Raw genomic sequence first — 19,145 nt, forward strand, 5'->3', positions numbered from 1 at the left:
TGCGGGGCGGGCCGATGCGGCACCCCGCTCTCTGCTGCATGCCGCAGGAACAGGAAAAGTGTATTCGCCAACCAAGGGACGCAGTTATGTCACTGGAGACGGAAGCGGTTATTTCAGGTCCAATTGTCAGGGAAGAGACGTCCGCTGCGTTCAAACGACGCTTCATGATCAGGATGATTGCCGTTCTCACCGGCGGAATGCTGCTCGATGGCTACATTCTCGGGGTCATCGGCCCGGTAACGGCCGTCATGAAGGCGGAAATGGGAATGTCGACGGTCGATATGGGCCTCATCGCCTCGGCTGCGCTGTTCGGGATCCTGATCGGCTCGCCGCTCGGCGGGTGGGCGGGCGACAAATTCGGCCGCAAGCCACTGTTCATGATCGACATGGGATTGTTCGTGCTGGCCTCGGCGATGCAGTTCTTCATATTGAAATCCAGCGAAATCAATGAGAGGTTTGCGAGCCAAAGTTGGAGCGGCATCGGGGGAAAGTCGCGTGCGAAAATTCATTTCTATCATCTTGGGGCTTGGCTTACTGATCGCGGGAGTTTGGGCCTTTGCCTACATGTTCATGAACAGTGGCCCCGTAACGCTTCTTTTCTGGATGGTCCCGATTGGAAGCTTCTCTCTAGGTCTGGTGATCCTGTGGAAGACTTCAGTTCGCTCCTAAAGCGGGGCGACAATAGGCGGTAGGACCACGACAAATATCGTGCTTGCGATGATAGTTGGCGTTTTTCTCATCGGAAGGGCAGTGGTTACCGGGAAATTAAATGGTTGCGGTCCTTTTGCTTTACGCGGCGCGTCGTCGGTACCGAATACGTGAATGCATCAAGGCTCTATCCGATGCCAATATCGGCGCGTGATACATTCATTACTACGGGTTTTTAACTTCTTCTTTAAGGAGCTAACGGCTGAACAATCTGCTGGAATGCCAGATAGTTCTCTGCACATGACGGAGAGTGCTTGAAATCATGGCGGAGAGGGTGGGATTTGAACCCACGATACCCTTGCAGGTATGCCGCATTTCGAGTGCGGTGCATTCGACCACTCTGCCACCTCTCCGCGGTCAGGTCGGCGCTTGTTCGGCGCGGGCGTTCTCATAACGAGCCTATGACAGCTTGGCAAGCCGAAATCTCAAGCTTTTCCATCCTTTTGCCTTGACACCTTTTCGTCACTCGCGTATCCCGCATCCGCAATAGGAGTGGAGTAATCCGCTCCTGCCCGCCTCGCGCTCGCGCGGGGTTTCACCGGCAGACCAGAATTCCGGGCTAGACCCCTGAAATCCCTGCTTAACCTCGACTGATAAAAAGACGGCCACCTGCTTCGATAGCGGGGAGCGCCGGAACGAACATGAAAGGATAAAAAATGTTCGCAGTCATCAAGACCGGCGGTAAACAGTACCGAGTGGCAGCCAATGACGTGCTGACCATCGAAAAGCTCGAAGCTGTCGCTGGCGACTCCATTGAATTCACCGAAGTGCTCGTGATCGGCGAAGGCGCCGACGCTGCGATCGGTGCGCCCTTCGTCACCGGCGCCTCTGTCAAGGCAGAAGTCGTCGAACAGAACCGCGGCAAGAAGGTCATCGCCTTCAAGAAGCGCCGCCGTCAGAATTCGAAGCGTTCGCGCGGCCATCGTCAGCATCACACGGTCGTCCGTATCACGGACATCGTGGCTGCCAAGTAAGATCAACGGGACAAGGTTTAAAGGAGAACTCCAATGGCACACAAAAAAGCTGGCGGTTCCTCGCGCAACGGTCGCGATTCCGAATCCAAGCGCCTTGGCGTGAAGAAGTTCGGCGGCGAAGCCGTCATCGCAGGCAACATCATCGTGCGTCAGCGCGGTACGCAGTGGCATCCGGGTTCCAACGTCGGCCTCGGCAAGGATCACACGATTTTTGCGCTTACCGCCGGCAATGTGAACTACCGAACGAAGGCCAACGGTCGCGTCTACGTGTCTGTCATGCCGAAAGCGGAAGCAGCGGAATAAGCCGGTAGCGCTCAAAAACAGCCGGCGTCTCATCGACCCGGCTGGCCGTACCAGGTTCAGTCCAGAAAACAGGGGAGATGGGGCGCCATCTCCCCTTTTTCTTTGTCCAAACAGGAGGACTGAACATGCAAGGCGAATTGTTGAGGGCAGACCAATCACGGTCTCCCCGGGAAGACCAGCGGTCTCCCATAGAACGGCTGAGGCCGGAGCGGTTAAGGACCGATTGCCCTGTCTTGTTATCGGAAAGGCTCGTCATGCGCGCGCCCCATGAAGAAGACATCGACGCCCTTGCCCATCTCGCCAACAACGCCAAAGTCGCCACCATGGTATCGCGTATGCCGCACCCCTATACCGCCAATGATGCCGCCGACTTTGTTTGGCGTACGCGAAATGGCGAGATCGGTAAGTGCGTCTATGCGATCACCAAAGCCGAAAACGGCGCCTTTATCGGCTGCTGCGGCGTCGAACCGCATACCGACGGCAAGACCGTCGAGATCGGTTACTGGCTGGGTGAGCCCTATTGGAACCAGGGTTATACAACCGAGGCCTGCCATGCCCTGGTCGATATGGTGTTCAGGACCCGTCAGGACGTCGACCAGATCGACGCCCGCTGCAGGGTGATGAACGTCGCCTCCCGGCGTGTCATCCAGAAGTGCGGCTTCCAGTTCCAGGGTTCGGGGCTCGCCGCCTCGCTGGCGCTTGGCAGCAACGTGCCTGTGGAATGGTACAGGCTCGACCGCAAGACCTGGATGTCGCTGAGAAGCTGGGGGAACATCGCATGAGCACGACCGCGCTGCAAAGGCCGGAAACCAGACCGATGATGCCCGGCCCCGCGCCTGTCATCTCGACATCGCGGCTGACGCTCCGCCCCCACAGGCTGAGCGATGCGCCTGCGATCGCGGAATCGCTTTCTGATTTCGCGGTCACACGCATGCTGTCCCGCGTTCCCGCGCCCTTCGACCGGCAGGATGCACTGGACTGGCTGATCCCGGTGACCTCGGGCACCCTGCCGGACTGGCCGCTGGCGATAACAGGCAAGGACGATGTTCATATCGGCAACGTCTCGATCGAGCTGCGCCATGGCCGCTGGCACCTCGGCTACTGGCTGAACCGCTACTACTGGCGGCGCGGCTATATGAGCGAGGCGGTGGCGGCGATCATCGAGCGCTTCTCGCGCCGCATGCCGGAGACGCCGATCCATTCCGGCGTCTTCGCCGACAATCCGGCGTCGCTGAGACTGCAGGAGAAGCTCGGTTTCCGCATGACGGGTTGCGGCGAAATCTATTGTTTCGCCCGCAATACCATGGTTTCGCACATCGAAACCGTACTGCAGCCGGGCATGCTGCAGCCGCGGAAGGTTGCCTAATCGAAGGAAGGGAGACGCCGCCACCGGCGGCGTCTCGGTCAATCGCCGATCTCGACCCAGAGCGGGAAATGATCGGAGCCGACGGATTGCGTGTCGATCCGGGCGGATTTCAACCGGCTCACGAGGCCGCAACTGACGAAGCAATAATCGAGATGCATGCGTTTGCCGTGATCCTCGGGATCCATCCAGCTGTAGCTCTCGGGGCGATAGGCTTCGAGCGTGGCAAAGGCGTCGACCGGTGTGCCGATCCTGGCGACGCGGCCGTAATATCCGCCGGCGGCACCGGCAAGCGCACAATATTCCGGCGATTCCGGCTCCATGTTGAAATCGCCCATGATGACGTAATCCTCCGGCAGCGGCGGCTCCGGCAGATCGAATTCGGCCGCTCCCGTCAGCGAACCGCCCTCCTGGACGAAAGCATTGATATGCGCGTTCAAAAATTGCAGCTGGCGGATGCGTTCGTCGGGAGAAACGTGGTCGAGATGGACGGAGTAGACGCGGATCGCGCCCCCGGGCACGGTGATGACCGCCTCGGTCGCGCCGCGCTGCGGGTTGATCTTGCCGAGCGTGCGGCTGCGCGGCAGAAGCAGCGTCCGGGTCGAGACGATCGGCCAGCGCGACAGCACCATATTGCCGAACTGAAAGCGCGTGCCGGGTGCCGGCGCGGACTTGCCTTGATCAGCCTCGACATGCAGGTCGCAGGCCGGCCCATACACCCAGAAATGGTCGGGAAAGAAGGCGGCGATACCGGCCACCATGTCGGCAAAGCCGTTGCGCGAGAAGCCGCGGGTCACCTCCTGCAGCGCGATGATGTCGGCCCGTTCGAGGCTCCGGGCAATGCGCGCGAGATCGTATCTGCCGTCGAGACCGAAGCCGTACTGTATGTTATAGCTCGCAAAATTCACGATAATCTTTGACCTCCGTCGGAACCGCCTATATCGAATGGGCCAAGACGGGCCGTCCAACTGCCACCGGATACTGGAAGTGAAATGAAATTTCTCGACGAAGCAAAGGTCTATATCCGATCCGGCGACGGCGGCGCGGGCAGCGTCTCCTTCCGGCGCGAGAAATTCATCGAGTTCGGCGGCCCCGATGGCGGTGACGGCGGACGCGGCGGCGACGTCTGGGTGGAGACGGTCAACGGCCTCAACACGCTGATCGATTTCCGCTATCAGCAGCATTTCAAGGCGACGATCGGCACCCATGGCATGGGCAGGAACCGCACCGGCGCCAATGGCAGTGACGTGACGCTCAAGGTCCCTGTCGGCACCCAGATCTTCGAGGAAGACCGGGAAACGCTGATCTGCGACCTCACCGTCGAAGGCCAGCGTTACTGCCTCGCCCGTGGCGGCAACGGCGGCTTCGGCAACGCCCATTTCAAGACCTCGACCAATCAGGCGCCGGATTGGGCCAATCCCGGCCTGCCCGGCGAGGAAAAGACCATCTGGCTGCGCCTGAAGCTGATTGCCGATGCCGGCCTCGTCGGCCTGCCCAATGCCGGCAAATCGACCTTCCTCGCGTCCGTCACCCGCGCCCGGCCGAAAATCGCCAACTATCCCTTCACCACGCTGCATCCCAATCTCGGCGTCGCCACCATCGACGAACGGGAATTCATCTTGGCCGACATTCCCGGCCTGATCGAAGGCGCCCATGAAGGTGTAGGCATCGGCGATCGGTTCCTCGGCCATGTCGAGCGCACCCGCGTGCTGCTGCACCTCGTCTCCGCGCAGGAGGAAAAGGTCGGCAAAGCCTATAAGACGGTCAAACACGAGCTCGAAGCCTATGGCAACGATCTCACCGACAAGCCGGAGATCGTGGCACTCTCGCAGATCGACGTGCTCGACGAGGCCGAACTGAAAAAGAAGACGAAAGAGCTGGCCAAGGCCTGCGGCAAGACGCCGTTCCTGATTTCGGCCGTCACCGGCAAGGGCATGACCGAGGTGCTACGGGCGCTGCGCGATATCATCGTCGAAGAAAATGCCGAGGAAAAGCCGGTCAAGGTGCCGAAGCTCAGGCATCGCGACATGATCGTCTCCGACGAGGGCGAGGATGAGGCCGATGACCAGCCGTAAGCCGCTCGGCCGCTACCGCCGCATCGTCATCAAGATCGGCTCGGCCCTCCTGGTCGACCGCAAGGCCGGGCTGAAAAAGGCTTGGCTCGATGCCATGTGTGCCGACATTGCGGGGCTGAAGGCCAAGGGGATCGATGTGCTCGTCGTTTCCTCGGGCGCGATCGCGCTCGGCCGCTCGGTGCTCGACCTGCCTTCCGGCGCGCTGAAGCTCGAGGAAAGCCAGGCGGCCGCTGCCGTCGGCCAGATCGCGCTCGCGCGTGCCTGGTCGGAAAGCCTGTCGCGCGACGAAATCGTCGCCGGCCAGATCCTGTTGACGCTCGGCGATACCGAAGAGCGCCGCCGCTATCTCAATGCGCGCGCCACCATCAACCAGCTTTTGAAAATCGGCGCCGTGCCTGTTATCAACGAGAACGATACGGTCGCGACCAGCGAAATCCGCTATGGCGACAATGATCGGCTGGCGGCCCGCGTCGCGACCATGACTGGCGCCGACCTGCTGATCCTTCTCTCCGATATCGACGGCCTTTATACCGCTCCGCCGCATCTCGATCCGAATGCGGCCTTCCTGGAGACGATCGCCGAAATCACCCCTGACATCGAGGCGATGGCCGGCGGCGCCGCTTCCGAGCTTTCACGCGGCGGCATGCGCACCAAGATCGATGCCGGCAAGATCGCCACGACCTCGGGCTGTGCCATGATCATTGCCTCCGGCAAGACCGATAGCCCGCTGTCGGCGATCGAAAACGGCGCCCGCTCCTCCTGGTTCGCGCCGTCGGGCACGCCGGTGACCGCCCGCAAAACCTGGATTGCCGGGCAGTTGCAGCCGGCCGGAGAACTGCATGTCGATGACGGCGCCGTCACCGCCCTCGGGGCCGGCAAGAGCCTGCTTCCCGCCGGCGTGCGCAGCGTTTCCGGCCTCTTCAGCCGTGGCGACACGGTGGCGATCATCGGCCCTGAAGGTCGCGAGATCGCCCGCGGTCTGGTGAGCTACGATGCCGAGGACGCCCGTCGGATCGCCGGCCGCAAGTCGGCCGAAATCGCGGCAATCCTAGGCTATGCCGGGCGCGCCGCCATGGTCCATCGCGACGACATGGTAATGACCGCACAGATCAGACAGAAATCGGAAAGGCAGAAAAAGGACGCGAGCTATGCTTGATACCGTTGCGCTAAGCCCTGACATTGACGCGCTGATGATCGACATCGGCCGCAAGGCCAAGGCTGCCGCGCGACCGTTGGGCTCTGCGTCCACCGAGGCGAAGAACAGCGCCTTGAATGCCATGGCCGACGCGATCCTCGCGAACAAGGCGCATATCCTTGCCGAGAACGCCAAGGACCTGAAGGACATCGAAGGCAGCGAGATGCTCGCCTCCTTCGTCGACCGGCTGACGCTGAACGACAAGCGTGTCGCCGAGATGGCCGAGGGAATCCGCGCCATCGCCGCCCTTGCCGATCCGGTCGGCGAAGTCATCGCCGCCTGGGATCGGCCGAACGGCCTGAAGATCGAGCGCGTCCGCACGCCGCTCGGCGTCATTGGCGTCATCTTCGAAAGCCGGCCGAACGTCACCGCCGATGCCGGCGCCCTTTGCCTCAAGGCGGGCAATGCCGTGATCCTGCGCTGCGGCTCGGATTCGCGCCGTTCATCGCAGGCTATCCATGCCTGCTTGGTTGAGGGCCTGAAGGCCGCCGGCCTTCCAGAGCAGGCTATCCAGCTCGTTCCGATCACCGATCGCGCTGCCGTCGGCGGCATGCTGCGCGGTCTGGACGGCGCAATCGACGTCATCGTCCCGCGCGGCGGTAAGAGCCTGGTGGCCCGCGTGCAGAGCGAGGCGCGCGTGCCGGTCTTTGCCCATCTCGAAGGTCTTTGCCACATCTATGTCGATGCCTCCGCCGATATCGAGATGGCGAAGCAGATCGTCGTCAATGCCAAGATGCGCCGCACCGGCATTTGCGGCGCGGCCGAAACCCTGCTCGTCGACGGTGCCGCGATCGGCACGCATCTGACGCCGCTGCTTGAGGTTCTCACCGAAGCAGGCTGCGAGATCCGCGGCTCCGCGACGGTGCTGAAGGTCGCTCCCGGCATCAAGCCGGCGACCGAGGAGGACTGGACGACCGAATATCTCGACGCGATCATTTCGGTCGCGGTCGTCGATGGCATATCGGGCGCGATCGCCCATATTCAGACCTATTCGTCGAACCACACCGAGGCCGTGATCGCCGAGGACCCGGCGGTGGTCGAGCGTTTCTTCACCGAAGTCGATTCGGCTATCCTGCTGCACAATGCCTCGACGCAATTTGCCGATGGCGGTGAGTTCGGCATGGGCGCGGAGATCGGCATTGCTACCGGTAAGATGCATGCTCGCGGCCCGGTAGGCGTCGAGCAGCTCACCTCCTTCAAATACCGGGTGCGCGGTGCCGGACAGACCCGACCTTGACGTGGACGACGGAAAAACTGGATCGGCGCTACCTCCGCATGCCGCACAGCGAACGCGGCATGGCCGTCGGCCTGTTCGGCGGTTCGTTCAACCCGCCGCATCAGGGCCACGCGCTTGTTGCCGAGATCGCAATCAAGCGGCTCGGCCTCGACCAGCTCTGGTGGATGGTGACCCCGGGCAATCCATTGAAGAGCCGCAACCAGCTCGCACCGCTTGCCGAACGCATTGCCGAAAGCGAACGTATCGCCGCCGATCCGCGCATTAAGGTCACCGCTTTCGAACAGGCGCTCGGCGTCAGCTACACCGCCAATACGCTTGCCCGCATCAAGGCCTGCAATCCGCATGTACATTTCATCTGGATCATGGGCGCCGACAGCCTGCAGACCTTTCACAAATGGCAGAAGTGGCAGGAGATTGCCCGCACTTTCCCGATCGCCGTGATCGACCGGCCGGGCGCGACACTCTCCTACCTCTCCTCGAAGATGACGCGGACCTTCGATTTTGCCCGCGTCGACGAGGATGACGCGCGCGTGCTCTGGAAGAAGCGGGCACCGGCCTGGACCTTCATCCACGGACCACGGTCCGGCCTGAGCTCGACGGCAATCCGCAACGGCGCGCAACCGGACAGCGCCGAATAGACTGATTTTTAGGGAAATCCCGGAAACGAGAAAGCCCGACGGGGGAGGATCCGTCGGGCTTATAAACTCGATCGACAACTGGGAGGAGGAGTGTTGTCGACCCTATCGAACGGCTATGGGAGGAGGAGAAGCCGTGTCGATGAGTGTGTTGTACCATATTCCGCCGGAAGATGAATATCGATTTGTGCAATGCAGCAATGCTGACGATGCAACACTGAGGCCGAGAGGCTTCGACTGTTGCCGATTTTATCAGCAAGGCGGAACGAAAATGGCCATTGTCACGGCCGGTCTGGTGGTCAGTCGTCGGCTTTCCCAGGCAAAGGCGTTACCGCCGAATCTCCTACTCTAGGAACAGCCATGCGCTTCAAGAACGCGTGGATCCTCATCTCCAGACAACAGGGTTATATTTCCTTGGATATATCTCTGGCCAGAACCCAAGCGCCGTTATATCCATGAAGATATTTCGAACCGCGGGAAGGAATCATGCACAGCCGCCGCCAATGGATGAAACTGACAACCGCCGCGATCGCGGCTTCCTGGCTTGGCGCGGCAGCGCTGCCGACTAAGGCAGAAGCCGCCGAAAAGCTGACTGTCTTTGCCGCAGCAAGCCTCAAGGACGCGCTCGATGCCGCCAATGCCGCCTGGGCGAAGGAAAGCGGCAAGCAAGCCGTTACTTCCTATGCGGCAAGCGGCGCGCTCGCGAAACAGATCGAAAACGCGGCCCCTGCCGATATCTTCATCTCGGCCGACCTCGACTGGATGGATTACCTTGCCAAGAAGAATCTGATCAAGGCCGACAGCCGCACGAACCTGCTTGGAAACCGGATCGTGCTCGTTGCCGAAAAGGACAAGGCCAAGCCGGTCGAGATCAAGCAGGGCTTCGATCTTGCCGGTCTGCTCGGTGACGGCAAGCTGGCGATGGGTGAGCCGAAATCGGTTCCGGCCGGCAAATACGCCATGGCCGCGCTCGAAAAGCTCGGTGTCTGGACATCGGTCGAAACCAAGGTCGCCGGCGCCGAAAGCGTGCGCGCCGCCCTTGCCCTGGTCTCCCGCGGCGAGGCGCCCTATGGCATCGTCTACCAGACGGACGCGACGGCCGATAAGGGTGTCGCCATCGTCGGCACCTTCCCCGCCGATTCCCACCCGCCGATCATCTATCCGGTCGCAATTCTTGCCGAGAGCAGGAACCCGGACGCCGCAGCCTATCTCGACTTCCTGAAATCCGATAAGGCAGCCGGCTTCTTCACGGCGCAGGGATTTACTGTCTTGAAATGATGGGCTGAATTGATTGCGGAATCGATAGTGACAGCTTAGCGTGAAGCCGCCCCTCACCCTAACCCTCTCCCCGTAAACGGGGCGAGGGGACGTGCCCAGCGACACGTTGGCAAGAGACGGAAGGGTTGCGGCTGCTCCCCTTCGCCCCGCAAGCGGGGAGAAGGTGCCGGCAGGCGGATGAGGGGCAATCGGGTGACCGGATTTTCCAGGGAGACAACTGCGTTTGGATATGTTCGGCCTGAGCGATGAAGAATGGACGGCGATCCTGCTCAGCCTGCGCGTCTCGGTCGTCGCCATGCTGGCGAGCCTGCCCTTTGGCATCCTCGTCGCCCTGCTGCTTGCCCGGGGCCGCTTCTGGGGCAAGTCGGTGTTGAATGGCATCGTTCACCTGCCGCTGATCCTGCCCCCTGTTGTCACCGGTTTTCTTCTTCTCATCCTGTTCGGCCGCCGCGGCCCGATCGGCAGCCTGCTCGATCAGCATTTCGGCATCGTCTTTTCCTTCCGCTGGACGGGTGCGGCACTCGCCTGCGCCGTCATGGCCTTTCCGCTGATGGTGCGCAGCATCCGTCTGTCGATCGAGGCGGTCGACCGCAAGCTCGAGGAGGCGGCCGGAACGCTGGGGGCCGGCCCGATCCTGGTCTTTCTGACGGTCACGCTGCCACTGACCCTGCCCGGCATCATCACCGGCATGATCCTTTCCTTCGCCAAGGCGATGGGCGAATTCGGCGCGACGATCACCTTCGTCTCCAACATTCCCGGCGAGACCCAGACCTTGTCATCTGCCATCTACACCTTTACCCAGGTGCCGGGCGGCGATGCCGGCGCGCTGCGGCTGACGCTCGTCGCCGTCCTCATTTCCATGACCGCCCTGCTCGCCTCCGAGTTCCTCGCGCGTTTCGCCGGCCGAAGGATTGATCCGGAATGACGTTGATCGTCGAGGCAAAACAGAGGCTCGGCGCCTTTCTTCTCGACGCCGCCTTCACATCCGAAGGCGGCGTGACCGCGCTGTTCGGACGCTCCGGCTCCGGCAAGACCTCACTGATCCGCATCATCGCCGGCCTCGCCCGTCCGGACGAGGGCCGCGTTATCCTTGACGGCGAAACCCTGACCGAAACCAAAGCCGGCCGCTTCGTTCCGAAACACCGCCGTCATTTCGGTTATGTCTTCCAGGAGGCGCGGCTGTTCCCGCATCTCAGCGTCCGCGCCAATCTTTCCTACGGCCGCTGGTTCGCGCCAAGACCTGCAGGCGGCGAGAGCTTCGATCACGTCGTCGACCTGCTCGGCATCGAGACGCTGCTGGATCGCAGCCCCGCAAAACTTTCCGGCGGCGAGAAGCAGCGGGTCGCGATCGGCCGCGCCCTTCTCTGCTCGCCCCGGCTGCTGTTGATGGACGAGCCGCTGGCCGCCCTCGACGAGGCGCGCAAGGCCGAGATCCTGCCCTATCTCGAGCGATTGCGGGATCAGACCGAAATCCCGATCGTCTATGTCAGCCATTCGATCGCCGAGGTGGCGCGGCTCGCAAACAAAGTGGTGGTCATGCGCGATGGCAGGGTGGAGGCGGTCGGCCCGGCCGTCGACATTTTGAGCCGCGTCTCTGCGGCCTTCGACCGGAAAGAGGCGGGGGCGCTGCTGCAAGGCATCGTCGAAAGCTTCGACGCACGGCACCATCTCTCGACCGTCGCCCTCAAATCCGGTCGGCTGCATATTCCCGGCGCGGCACTCTCGCCCGGCAGTCCGGTCCGCATCCGCATCCCATCGCGCGACGTCATGCTGGCGACGGCAAGACCGGAGGGGCTCAGTGCCCTCAACATTGTTGAAGGCAGGATCGAACAGCTATTTCAGGATGCGGACGGAACGGTTGAAATCCGGCTCGACTGCGGCGGCGATAGCATCCTCTCGCGCGTCACCGCGCTCTCCTGCGAGCGCCTCGACCTTCGACCCGGCAAGATTGTCTTCGCCGTCATCAAGACGGTTGCCCTAGAACAGGATGATTTTAGGCCTAGTCGGCCTAAAATCTGAATCCTGTTCTAAATTAAAGGTTTAGAGCATGATGTCGTCCGAAAACCGCTCACACTTTTCGGCATCAAGCTCTAGAGGCTTAGCCGTGCCCATCCCGCCGCGGGTTACGCTTTGCCTCGAGCCAGGCAAGGTCCTCGGCAAGGCTCGCTTGCAAAATGCTTTCCATCCGCCGAAACCGCGCCAGCAGTTGCTCGCCGAACGGCGTCAGCGCCGCACCGCCGCCCTTCTGGCCGCCGCGTTGTGATTCCACCACCTGTTCGCAGAACATCCGGTTCATCTCGCTGACCAGCAGCCATGCGCGGCGATAGGACATATCCATCGCCCGCCCTGCTGCGGAGATCGATCCGGTTGCGCGGATATGTTCCAGCAGCTCCATCTTGCCGCGTCCGAGCCGATCCTCATCCGGGAAGCTGATTCGCAAGATGGGAACGAGTGGTTTTGCGGCCGGATCGGTCATTCGAATCTGCAGATGGTGGAATTTCCCGCACTTTACGCTCCGGCCTGAAAACTGTACACCGCGCCGACAAGCAGCGGGGCAGCAATATAGTTCAATTCGGTCGCCAGATCGGATTTTCCGCCGCTCCGTACGTTAGCACGTCTTGAAACATTAATGGTTTGATGCCTATCTTAACCATATCCGGTCGTGATCGGATTTCGTGTTGTGCATGGTTTGTCATTCCAGGAAAGGGAAAGCACTGACAACAGTACACGCCAAGGGAAAAACGCTCGCCGTTGTCCCGAAGAGCGCAGAACGTGGCGCCGATGCCGCTGCCCGCGCCTTAGAAGCCGTCCTCGCCAGCCTTGAGGACTCCAAAGCTGAAGATATCGTCACTATCGACATTGCCGGAAAATCGGCGCTGGGAGACTACATGATCGTCGTCTCCGGCCGTTCGAACAGGCATGTCATGGCGATCTCGGACCACCTGCTCACCGATCTGAAGGACGAAGGCTTCGGTACGGCCCGCGTCGAAGGTCAGGAGGGCGGCGATTGGATCCTGATCGACACCGGTGACATTATCGTGCATGTGTTCCGTCCTGAAATCCGAGAGTTCTACAACATCGAAAAGATGTGGGCGGCTCCTGACATGGATGAAGAAACACGGCACTGACAGCCGGGGCCGGCATTCTGACCGGTACCTGAGAGTGGCATTGACTGGCCGGGAACCATTGTAAGCCGGCCAGGGGGCGCGCTTTGTGCGCCGCGGATGCCTCATAAGCGGGAGCGGGTGAATGCGAGTTGGTCTTTTTGCGGTGGGACGGCTGAAATCCGGCCCCGAAAAGGATCTTGCGGCCCGCTATTTTGATCGTTTCGCCAAGGCCGGCCCTGCGGTCGGCCTCGAACTTGCCCGTATCGCCGAGGTTGCCGAAAGCCGCGCTTCCAATGCGGAGACCCGCAAACGCGAGGAGGCGGCGATGCTGTTGAAATCGCTTGCCGAAGGCAGCGTCCTCATTCTTCTCGACGAACGCGGCAAGGCGCTCGACAGCGAAGCCTTCGCAAATCTGCTCGGCGCCTATCGCGACCAGGGCAAGCGTGAGCTGATGATCGCGATCGGTGGCGCCGACGGCCTCGATCCCGCGCTCTACAATCGGGCCGACGCCACACTCTGCCTGGGCAAAATGACCTGGCCGCACCAGCTCGTCCGCACGCTGATCGCCGAGCAGCTCTATCGCGCCGTCACCATCCTGTCCGGCCATCCCTATCATCGCGTCTGACGTGTTCCACGTGGAACTCAAGCCTTTGACGATGCGTCGCATTGTCACGCAGCCGTGTTTCGCCTGGCCTGCCGTTCGCCTGCGAACTTTCTGGCAAAGCGTGCCAAATCAGCTTAGTCTCCGCGCGATTTGAAAGAGTGCCCCGACACGCATGACGACGACACCAACCAGGCGACACCGCATGATCCTGCCGGCCCTTGCGGCCGGTTTTGGTATCGCCGTCATCGTCGTATCAGGTAACACCTTCACCGTCCGGGCGCAGGAAGCCGCGCCGGAAGCGGCGCAATCTGCAGCGCAGCCGCCCGCAGCCGAGCCGCCGCCACCCGATCCGGCCGCTGAACTTGCCGCCAAACGCGATCAGACCCGCGCCGAGCTCGAAACCCTGGCGAAATCCATCAGTCTTTCCTCGGACAAGGTGAGCGAACTCCAGCAAAGCATCGCCAATCTGGAAAAAAGCACGGAGAGCATCCGCCAGGCGCTGATCGATTCCGCCGCCCGCCGCAAGGGGCTCGAAAAGCAGATCCTCGAAAGCGAGAAGAAGCTGGCCGATCTCGGCGTCAAGCAGGATGGCATCCGCCGTTCGCTGCATGAGCGCCGCGGCCTGCTGGCCGAGGTACTGGCAGCACTTCAGCGCATGGGCCGCAACCCGCCCCCAGCCTTGCTCGTCACTCCCGATGACGCGCTCGCTTCCGTGCGCAGCGCCATCCTTCTCGGCGCCGTCGTGCCCGGCATCCGCAAGGAAACCGACAAGCTCGCGGCAGACCTTGCAAGCCTTGCCGCCCTGCAGACGGCAAGTGCGGCCGAAAAGGCCGGCCTGACGGCGACGATGACCGATGGCATCGAGGAAGAGCGCCGCATGGACCTGCTGCTTGCCGAAAACGACAAGCTCAGCCGCAGCAACGCCGCCGAACTGGCCGCCGAAAGGAAACGTTCGGAGGAGCTGGCGGGCAAGGCGACCAGCCTGGAAGGCCTCGTCGCGTCGATGGAATCCGAGATCGCTTCCGTGCGCGATGCGGCTGCCGCCGCCCGCCAGGCCGAGGAGAACCGCAAGCTCCTGACCGACGAACAGCGGGCTCAGGCGCGGGCTCTGGCCGACAGTGGCGTGCCCGATAAAAACCGCATTGCGCCCGCATATCCCTTCGGAGAATTGAGGGCCAAATTGGAGCTGCCCGTGGCAGGCGATATCCTGCGCCAGTTCGGCGACGCCGACGGCACCGGGCACGAAGCCATGGGAATGACCGTCGCCACCAACCCGGAGACAGTGGTGACGGCGCCTGCAGATGGCTTGGTGGTTTTCGCCGGCGTTTTCCGCAGTTACGGCCAGATGATCATTCTTGATGCGGGCGACGGATATCACCTGGTTCTCTCGGGAATGGATACGATCAATACCCGTCAGGGAAAATTCGTTTTCGCCGGCGAGCCGCTCGCCGTGATGGGGGCGAAAAGAGTGGCAAGCGCAACTGCATTGGCGCTGGAAACGGACCGGCCAACGCTTTACATTGAATTTCGAAAAGACGGTAAACCGGTCGATTCCCGACCGTGGTGGACCGCCAAGGACACTGGAAAGGCACGCAATGATTCGTAGGGCTTCTCTTGTTCTGGTCGGCGCATTGATGGGTGCGACCGCGATGAGCGTCATTTACTCGGCAGGTGTGCCGGCAGAAGCGGCCGGATCCTCTACATATAAGGAACTCTCGGTATTTGGCGATGTCTTCGAACGCGTGCGTGCGCAGTACGTCACGCCGCCGGCCGAAGACAAGCTGATCGAGAATGCCATCAACGGCATGCTTTCCTCGCTCGATCCGCATTCGAGCTATATGAATGCGAAGGACGCCGAGGACATGCGCACCCAGACCAAGGGTGAGTTCGGCGGCCTCGGCATCGAAGTCACGATGGAAGACGAGCTCGTCAAGGTCATCACCCCGATCGACGATACGCCCGCCGCCAAGGCCGGCGTTCTCGCTGGCGACTACATCTCCGAGATCGACGGCCAGTCCGTGCGCGGCCTGAAGCTGGAAGACGCGGTCGAGAAGATGCGTGGCGCCGTCAACACGCCGATCAAGCTGACGCTGATCCGCAAGGGCGCCGACAAGCCGATCGAGCTGACGATCGTCCGTGACGTCGTCGCCGTCCAGGCGGTCAAATCACGCGTCGAGGACGATGTCGGTTACCTCCGCATCATCTCCTTCACCGAGAAGACCTATCCCGACATGGAAAAGGCGATCAAGAAGATCAAGGACACCGTTCCGGCCGACAAGCTGAAGGGCTACGTCCTCGACCTGCGCCTTAATCCGGGCGGCCTGCTCGACCAGGCGATCAATGTCTCTGATGCCCTGCTGCAGCGCGGCGAGGTCGTTTCGACCCGCGGCCGCAATCCCGATGAAACCCGCCGCTTCAATGCCGGCCCGGGCGACCTGACTGACGGCAAGCCGGTCATCGTGCTGATCAACGGCGGTTCGGCCTCCGCATCGGAAATCGTTGCCGGCGCGCTTCAGGATCTGCGCCGCGCCACCGTTCTCGGCACCCGTTCCTTCGGCAAGGGTTCCGTCCAGACGATTATCCCTCTTGGCGAGAACGGCGCGTTGCGCTTGACCACGGCACTCTACTACACACCGTCGGGCCGCTCGATCCAGGGCACCGGCATCACGCCTGACATCAAGGTCGAAGAGCCGCTGCCGGAAGAACTGCAGGGCAAGATGGTGACCGAAGGCGAATCCAGCCTGCGCGGCCACATCAAGGGTCAGAGCGAAACCGATGAAGGTTCGGGCTCCGTTGCCTACGTGCCGCCGGATCCGAAGGATGACGTTCAGTTGAACTACGCGCTCGACCTTCTGCGCGGCAAGAAGACCGATCCGGCCTTCCCGCCGAACCCTGATAAGGCCGTCGTCGCCAAGTAATCGATCGTCGCAAGGCCGGGCACTCGCCCGGCCTTGACCCTTTATGCTGTTTCCCGGTTTTGGAGCGGGCGAGAAAATTGGGAACGGACCTGCATGCGCCTTTGGGGCGCAACCGCAAAACCGCCAGCCGGCGTCCCGGCGTGCTGCGCCTCGGCCGCATTGCTGCCAGTCTCTGCCTTTTCGCGATAGGCGGCTTTTCTCTCTATACAGCCTTTCGGGGCGACGGGCTGGAGCGCGCCAAACCGCCGACGGCCGAACAGGCCGCAACCCAAGCTTCCGGCAAACCGCCGACGGCCGCTGCCGACCAGGCGGCGGACGGAATGCCCCGCGCCGATCCACGCTCGGGCGCCAATGTCGAACAGATGATCACCGGTGATGGCTCCGTCGTCACCAAATACAGTCCCCGCCCTCGCGACGGCAGCGGACCGGTGCTGGTCGATGCCATGCAGATCGGCCAGGACCCGCGCATGGCAGCCCAACCCAATGAAGCACTGCTCGAAGACACCGCCTTTGGCAGGCTGCCGATCGTCGGCCCCGACGGCCGGCGGCCGATGGACCAATATGCCCGTCCCTCATCCGGCGCACGTGGCATCCGCATTGCCATCGTCGTCAGCGGCCTTGGCCTCAGCCAGACGGGGACGCAGCGCGCCATCGCCGAATTGCCGGAGGAAATCACCCTCGCCTTTGCCGCAAGCGGCAACAGCCTGCAGCGCTGGATGCAGGAGGCCCGCCGCGGCGGCCACGAGATTCTTCTGCAGGTGCCGCTCGAGCCATTTGATTATCCGGCCAATAATCCCGGTCCGGAGACGCTGCTGACCTCGAAGCCGGTGGCCCGCAACATCGAGAACCTGCACAAGGCGATGGGTGAGATCACCAATTACACCGGCATCATGAACTATCTCGGCGGCCGTTTCCTCTCCGACCCCGCCGCCATGGAACCTGTCATGCGCGATATCGGCAAGCGCGGCCTGCTGTTCCTCGACGACGGCACGTCGGCGCAGTCGAAAACGGCGACGGTCGCCAAAGGCACCGAACTGCCCTATGCCTTTGCCGACCTGCAGCTCGACGGCCAGCTCGATATCAGCGCCATCCTGAAGAAGCTCGACGAGCTCGAACGCATCGCCCGCAAGAATGGCCAGGCGATCGGCATCGCCTCGGCTTTCGATGAAAGTGTCGACGCCATCGCCAAATGGAGCGAGGAAGCATCCATGCGCGGCATCGAGATCGTCGGCGTCGCGGCGCTTTCCAACGACCCGAGAAGCCCCTGAGATAATTCCTGAACGGAGAAGAAGATGAGCCAGGCGACCGTGAAAGCCGAGGATCTGCCCTACCGTCCCTGCGTCGGCGTCATGATCCTGAACCGCGATGGCCTGGTCTGGGCCGGGCGACGGATCCCCGACGGCAATTCCGAATATGACGGCTCGCCGCAGCTGTGGCAGATGCCCCAGGGTGGCATCGACAAGGGCGAGGATCCCTTGGACGCCGCCTATCGTGAGCTCTACGAGGAAACCGGGATCAGAACGGTGACCTTGCTTGCCGAAGCAAGGGACTGGATCAACTATGATCTGCCGCCGGCGCTGATCGGCATCGGATTGAAAGGGAAATTCCGCGGCCAGACGCAACGCTGGTTCGCCTTCCGCTTCGAGGGCGACGAAAGCGAGATCGCCATCAACCCGCCGCCCGGCGGTCATGATCCGGAATTCGATGCCTGGGAATGGAAGCCGATGCAGGAACTGCCCGGTCTGATCGTTCCGTTCAAGCGCGCCGTCTACGACCAGGTGATCGCCGAGTTCCGGCATCTGGCAGCGCTGCAGTCGGAAGACTGAGCGCCTTTTTGCGCGAAGACGTGTATTGAAGATGCCAGCCGCGCGGAGTGGCCGGCATTTCCGTCCGAATTATTCGGCTTCGTTGGCCGAATCGGCGTTAAGCTGGCCGTATTTGCTCTCGCCGATTTTCTCGAGCAGATCGAGTTGCGTTTCGAGGAAGTCGATATGGCCTTCCTCATCCGCCAGCAGTTCTTCGAAAAGTTTCATGGAAACGTAGTCGCCGGCATCGTGACAGATATCGCGCGACTTCTTGTAGGCCGTGCGGGCGTCATATTCGCCGGCAAGATCGGCTTCCAGCACTTCCTTGACATTCTGGCCGATGCGCAGAGGCGCCAGAGTCTGCAGATTCGGATGGCCTTCGAGGAAGATGATGCGCGCAACAAGCCGATCGGCATGGTGCATTTCTTCGATGGATTCGGCGCGCTCCTTCTTGGCGAGCTTGGTGTAGCCCCAGTCCTCGAGAAGCCGATAATGAACCCAATATTGATTGACCGCGCCGAGCTCGAGGAACAGTGCCTCGTTAAGCCGCTCGATGACCTTTTTGTCGCCTTTCAATGTCCGCTCTCCTGTTTTCCTCATGGAATCGTTTCAAGCGTGACATGAAATCAAATATTTCGGTCTCCGTCGAGTGGCGACGGGCGTGATATTCCTCGGTCGTCTGGATGATGATATCGACCACATTGGGGAAGCAGCCGCAGCAACGGCCGCGTTTTTCCATGGCGTGGTAGACCTTCGCAGGTACGATAAGCTGCCAACAGTCCTCGTCGAGAAGGTTGGTGATAACCTCCCGGATTTCCTTGTCGGTTATATAATTGCAGCTGCAGACAAGCACGTCTTCATTTCCAAACATGACACTGACTATCGTGTTTTTTGCTAAAGAAGATGATGGCTGTCAAGAAAAAATTCGAATCCGATTGCATCG

21 protein-coding genes, 1 tRNA gene and 1 pseudogene are annotated in these 19,145 nt (G+C 61.5%); 18 read left to right on the forward strand and 5 right to left on the reverse strand.

The features are described from left to right. Positions 1 to 86 precede the first annotated feature (86 nt). Positions 87 to 692, forward strand: coding sequence for an MFS transporter (locus EFR00_RS33500; RefSeq protein WP_225882546.1), 606 nt, complete (start codon positions 87 to 89; stop codon positions 690 to 692). A 279-nt stretch (positions 693 to 971) separates the two neighbouring features. On the opposite strand, the gene EFR00_RS10680 is transcribed toward EFR00_RS33500, so the two are convergent. Further along, positions 972 to 1,061, reverse strand: a tRNA-Ser gene (locus EFR00_RS10680). Between the two features lie 303 nt (positions 1,062 to 1,364). On the opposite strand from EFR00_RS10680, the gene rplU reads away from it, so the two are divergent. The 4 genes from rplU to EFR00_RS10700 all read left to right on the forward strand — a co-directional run bounded on the left by rplU (position 1,365) and on the right by EFR00_RS10700 (position 3,351). Next, positions 1,365 to 1,682: a 50S ribosomal protein L21 gene (rplU, locus tag EFR00_RS10685; RefSeq protein ID WP_009995580.1), complete on the forward strand. Its 318-nt coding sequence runs from the start codon at positions 1,365 to 1,367 to the stop codon at positions 1,680 to 1,682. A 33-nt stretch (positions 1,683 to 1,715) separates the two neighbouring features. Next, entirely contained in the window at positions 1,716 to 1,985 is a 270-nt protein-coding gene (gene rpmA / locus EFR00_RS10690) for a 50S ribosomal protein L27 (protein ID WP_004127267.1), read from the forward strand. 125 nt (positions 1,986 to 2,110) lie between these two features. After that, on the forward strand, positions 2,111 to 2,767 hold the full coding sequence (locus EFR00_RS10695) for a GNAT family N-acetyltransferase (RefSeq protein WP_038692019.1): 657 nt from the start codon (positions 2,111 to 2,113) through the stop codon (positions 2,765 to 2,767). Then, positions 2,764 to 3,351 (forward strand): GNAT family N-acetyltransferase, encoded by a 588-nt coding sequence (locus tag EFR00_RS10700; protein ID WP_009995585.1) that lies wholly within the window; start codon positions 2,764 to 2,766, stop codon positions 3,349 to 3,351. The genes EFR00_RS10695 and EFR00_RS10700 overlap by 4 nt, the downstream gene beginning before the upstream one ends. 38 nt (positions 3,352 to 3,389) lie before the next feature. On the opposite strand, the gene EFR00_RS10705 is transcribed toward EFR00_RS10700, so the two are convergent. Next, entirely contained in the window at positions 3,390 to 4,256 is an 867-nt protein-coding gene (locus EFR00_RS10705; protein WP_009995587.1) for an endonuclease/exonuclease/phosphatase family protein, read from the reverse strand. Between the two features lie 84 nt (positions 4,257 to 4,340). Here EFR00_RS10705 and obgE point away from each other — a divergent pair, with 84 nt between their 5' ends. The 7 genes from obgE (at position 4,341) to modC (ending at position 11,787) form a co-directional block, all read left to right on the forward strand. Then, positions 4,341 to 5,423, forward strand: coding sequence for a GTPase ObgE (gene obgE / locus EFR00_RS10710; protein WP_077992372.1), 1,083 nt, complete (start codon positions 4,341 to 4,343; stop codon positions 5,421 to 5,423). Beyond that, on the forward strand, positions 5,410 to 6,579 hold the full coding sequence (proB, locus tag EFR00_RS10715; RefSeq protein ID WP_077992374.1) for a glutamate 5-kinase: 1,170 nt from the start codon (positions 5,410 to 5,412) through the stop codon (positions 6,577 to 6,579). Before obgE ends, proB begins: the two co-directional genes overlap by 14 nt. Then, the gene (locus tag EFR00_RS10720) at positions 6,572 to 7,855 is read left to right on the forward strand and encodes a glutamate-5-semialdehyde dehydrogenase (protein WP_077992376.1); all 1,284 of its coding nucleotides are present in this window, start codon (positions 6,572 to 6,574) and stop codon (positions 7,853 to 7,855) included. Before proB ends, EFR00_RS10720 begins: the two co-directional genes overlap by 8 nt. A gap of 38 nt (positions 7,856 to 7,893) precedes the next feature. Further along, positions 7,894 to 8,493 carry a nicotinate-nucleotide adenylyltransferase gene (locus tag EFR00_RS10725; protein WP_106797013.1) on the forward strand — a complete coding sequence of 200 codons (600 nt, stop codon included), beginning with the start codon at positions 7,894 to 7,896 and terminating at the stop codon, positions 8,491 to 8,493. A 483-nt stretch (positions 8,494 to 8,976) separates the two neighbouring features. Then, a complete protein-coding gene (gene modA / locus EFR00_RS10730; protein ID WP_077992378.1) occupies positions 8,977 to 9,768 on the forward strand; it encodes a molybdate ABC transporter substrate-binding protein in 792 nt (263 codons plus the stop codon). A 223-nt stretch (positions 9,769 to 9,991) separates the two neighbouring features. Further along, complete coding sequence (gene modB, locus EFR00_RS10735; RefSeq protein WP_077992380.1) at positions 9,992 to 10,693, forward strand: molybdate ABC transporter permease subunit; 702 nt, start codon at positions 9,992 to 9,994, stop codon at positions 10,691 to 10,693. After that, positions 10,690 to 11,787 (forward strand): molybdenum ABC transporter ATP-binding protein, encoded by a 1,098-nt coding sequence (modC, locus tag EFR00_RS10740; protein WP_077992382.1) that lies wholly within the window; start codon positions 10,690 to 10,692, stop codon positions 11,785 to 11,787. Before modB ends, modC begins: the two co-directional genes overlap by 4 nt. Positions 11,788 to 11,866: 79 nt before the next feature. Here the strand turns inward: modC and EFR00_RS10745 are convergent, their stop codons facing one another. Then, positions 11,867 to 12,244 (reverse strand): winged helix-turn-helix domain-containing protein, encoded by a 378-nt coding sequence (locus tag EFR00_RS10745; protein ID WP_010051473.1) that lies wholly within the window; start codon positions 12,242 to 12,244, stop codon positions 11,867 to 11,869. Positions 12,245 to 12,452: 208 nt separating this feature from the next. Between EFR00_RS10745 and rsfS the strand changes: the two genes are divergently transcribed. From rsfS to EFR00_RS10775, 6 genes are all read left to right on the forward strand, one after another. Continuing rightward, on the forward strand, positions 12,453 to 12,896 hold the full coding sequence (rsfS, locus tag EFR00_RS10750) for a ribosome silencing factor (RefSeq protein WP_038692036.1): 444 nt from the start codon (positions 12,453 to 12,455) through the stop codon (positions 12,894 to 12,896). Positions 12,897 to 13,017: 121 nt separating this feature from the next. Continuing rightward, on the forward strand, positions 13,018 to 13,500 hold the full coding sequence (rlmH, locus tag EFR00_RS10755) for a 23S rRNA (pseudouridine(1915)-N(3))-methyltransferase RlmH (protein WP_009990313.1): 483 nt from the start codon (positions 13,018 to 13,020) through the stop codon (positions 13,498 to 13,500). Positions 13,501 to 13,681: 181 nt separating this feature from the next. Then, entirely contained in the window at positions 13,682 to 15,085 is a 1,404-nt protein-coding gene (locus EFR00_RS10760; protein ID WP_077992384.1) for a murein hydrolase activator EnvC family protein, read from the forward strand. Beyond that, complete coding sequence (locus EFR00_RS10765; RefSeq protein WP_003543943.1) at positions 15,075 to 16,397, forward strand: S41 family peptidase; 1,323 nt, start codon at positions 15,075 to 15,077, stop codon at positions 16,395 to 16,397. The genes EFR00_RS10760 and EFR00_RS10765 overlap by 11 nt, the downstream gene beginning before the upstream one ends. A 77-nt stretch (positions 16,398 to 16,474) precedes the next feature. Beyond that, complete coding sequence (locus tag EFR00_RS10770; protein WP_077992391.1) at positions 16,475 to 17,665, forward strand: divergent polysaccharide deacetylase family protein; 1,191 nt, start codon at positions 16,475 to 16,477, stop codon at positions 17,663 to 17,665. A 24-nt stretch (positions 17,666 to 17,689) separates the two neighbouring features. Further along, positions 17,690 to 18,223, forward strand: a complete 534-nt coding sequence (locus EFR00_RS10775) for an RNA pyrophosphohydrolase (RefSeq protein WP_077992397.1) — start codon at positions 17,690 to 17,692, stop codon at positions 18,221 to 18,223. A gap of 69 nt (positions 18,224 to 18,292) precedes the next feature. On the opposite strand, the gene bfr is transcribed toward EFR00_RS10775, so the two are convergent. Next, positions 18,293 to 18,778, reverse strand: a complete 486-nt coding sequence (gene bfr / locus EFR00_RS10780; RefSeq protein ID WP_009994966.1) for a bacterioferritin — start codon at positions 18,776 to 18,778, stop codon at positions 18,293 to 18,295. Further along, positions 18,744 to 19,143: pseudogene (locus EFR00_RS10785) on the reverse strand ((2Fe-2S)-binding protein). Before EFR00_RS10785 ends, bfr begins: the two are co-directional and overlap by 35 nt. Positions 19,144 to 19,145 lie beyond the last annotated feature (2 nt).

The sequence above is a fragment of the Rhizobium sophoriradicis genome (assembly GCF_003939025.1).
GTDB lineage: Bacteria > Pseudomonadota > Alphaproteobacteria > Rhizobiales > Rhizobiaceae > Rhizobium > Rhizobium sophoriradicis.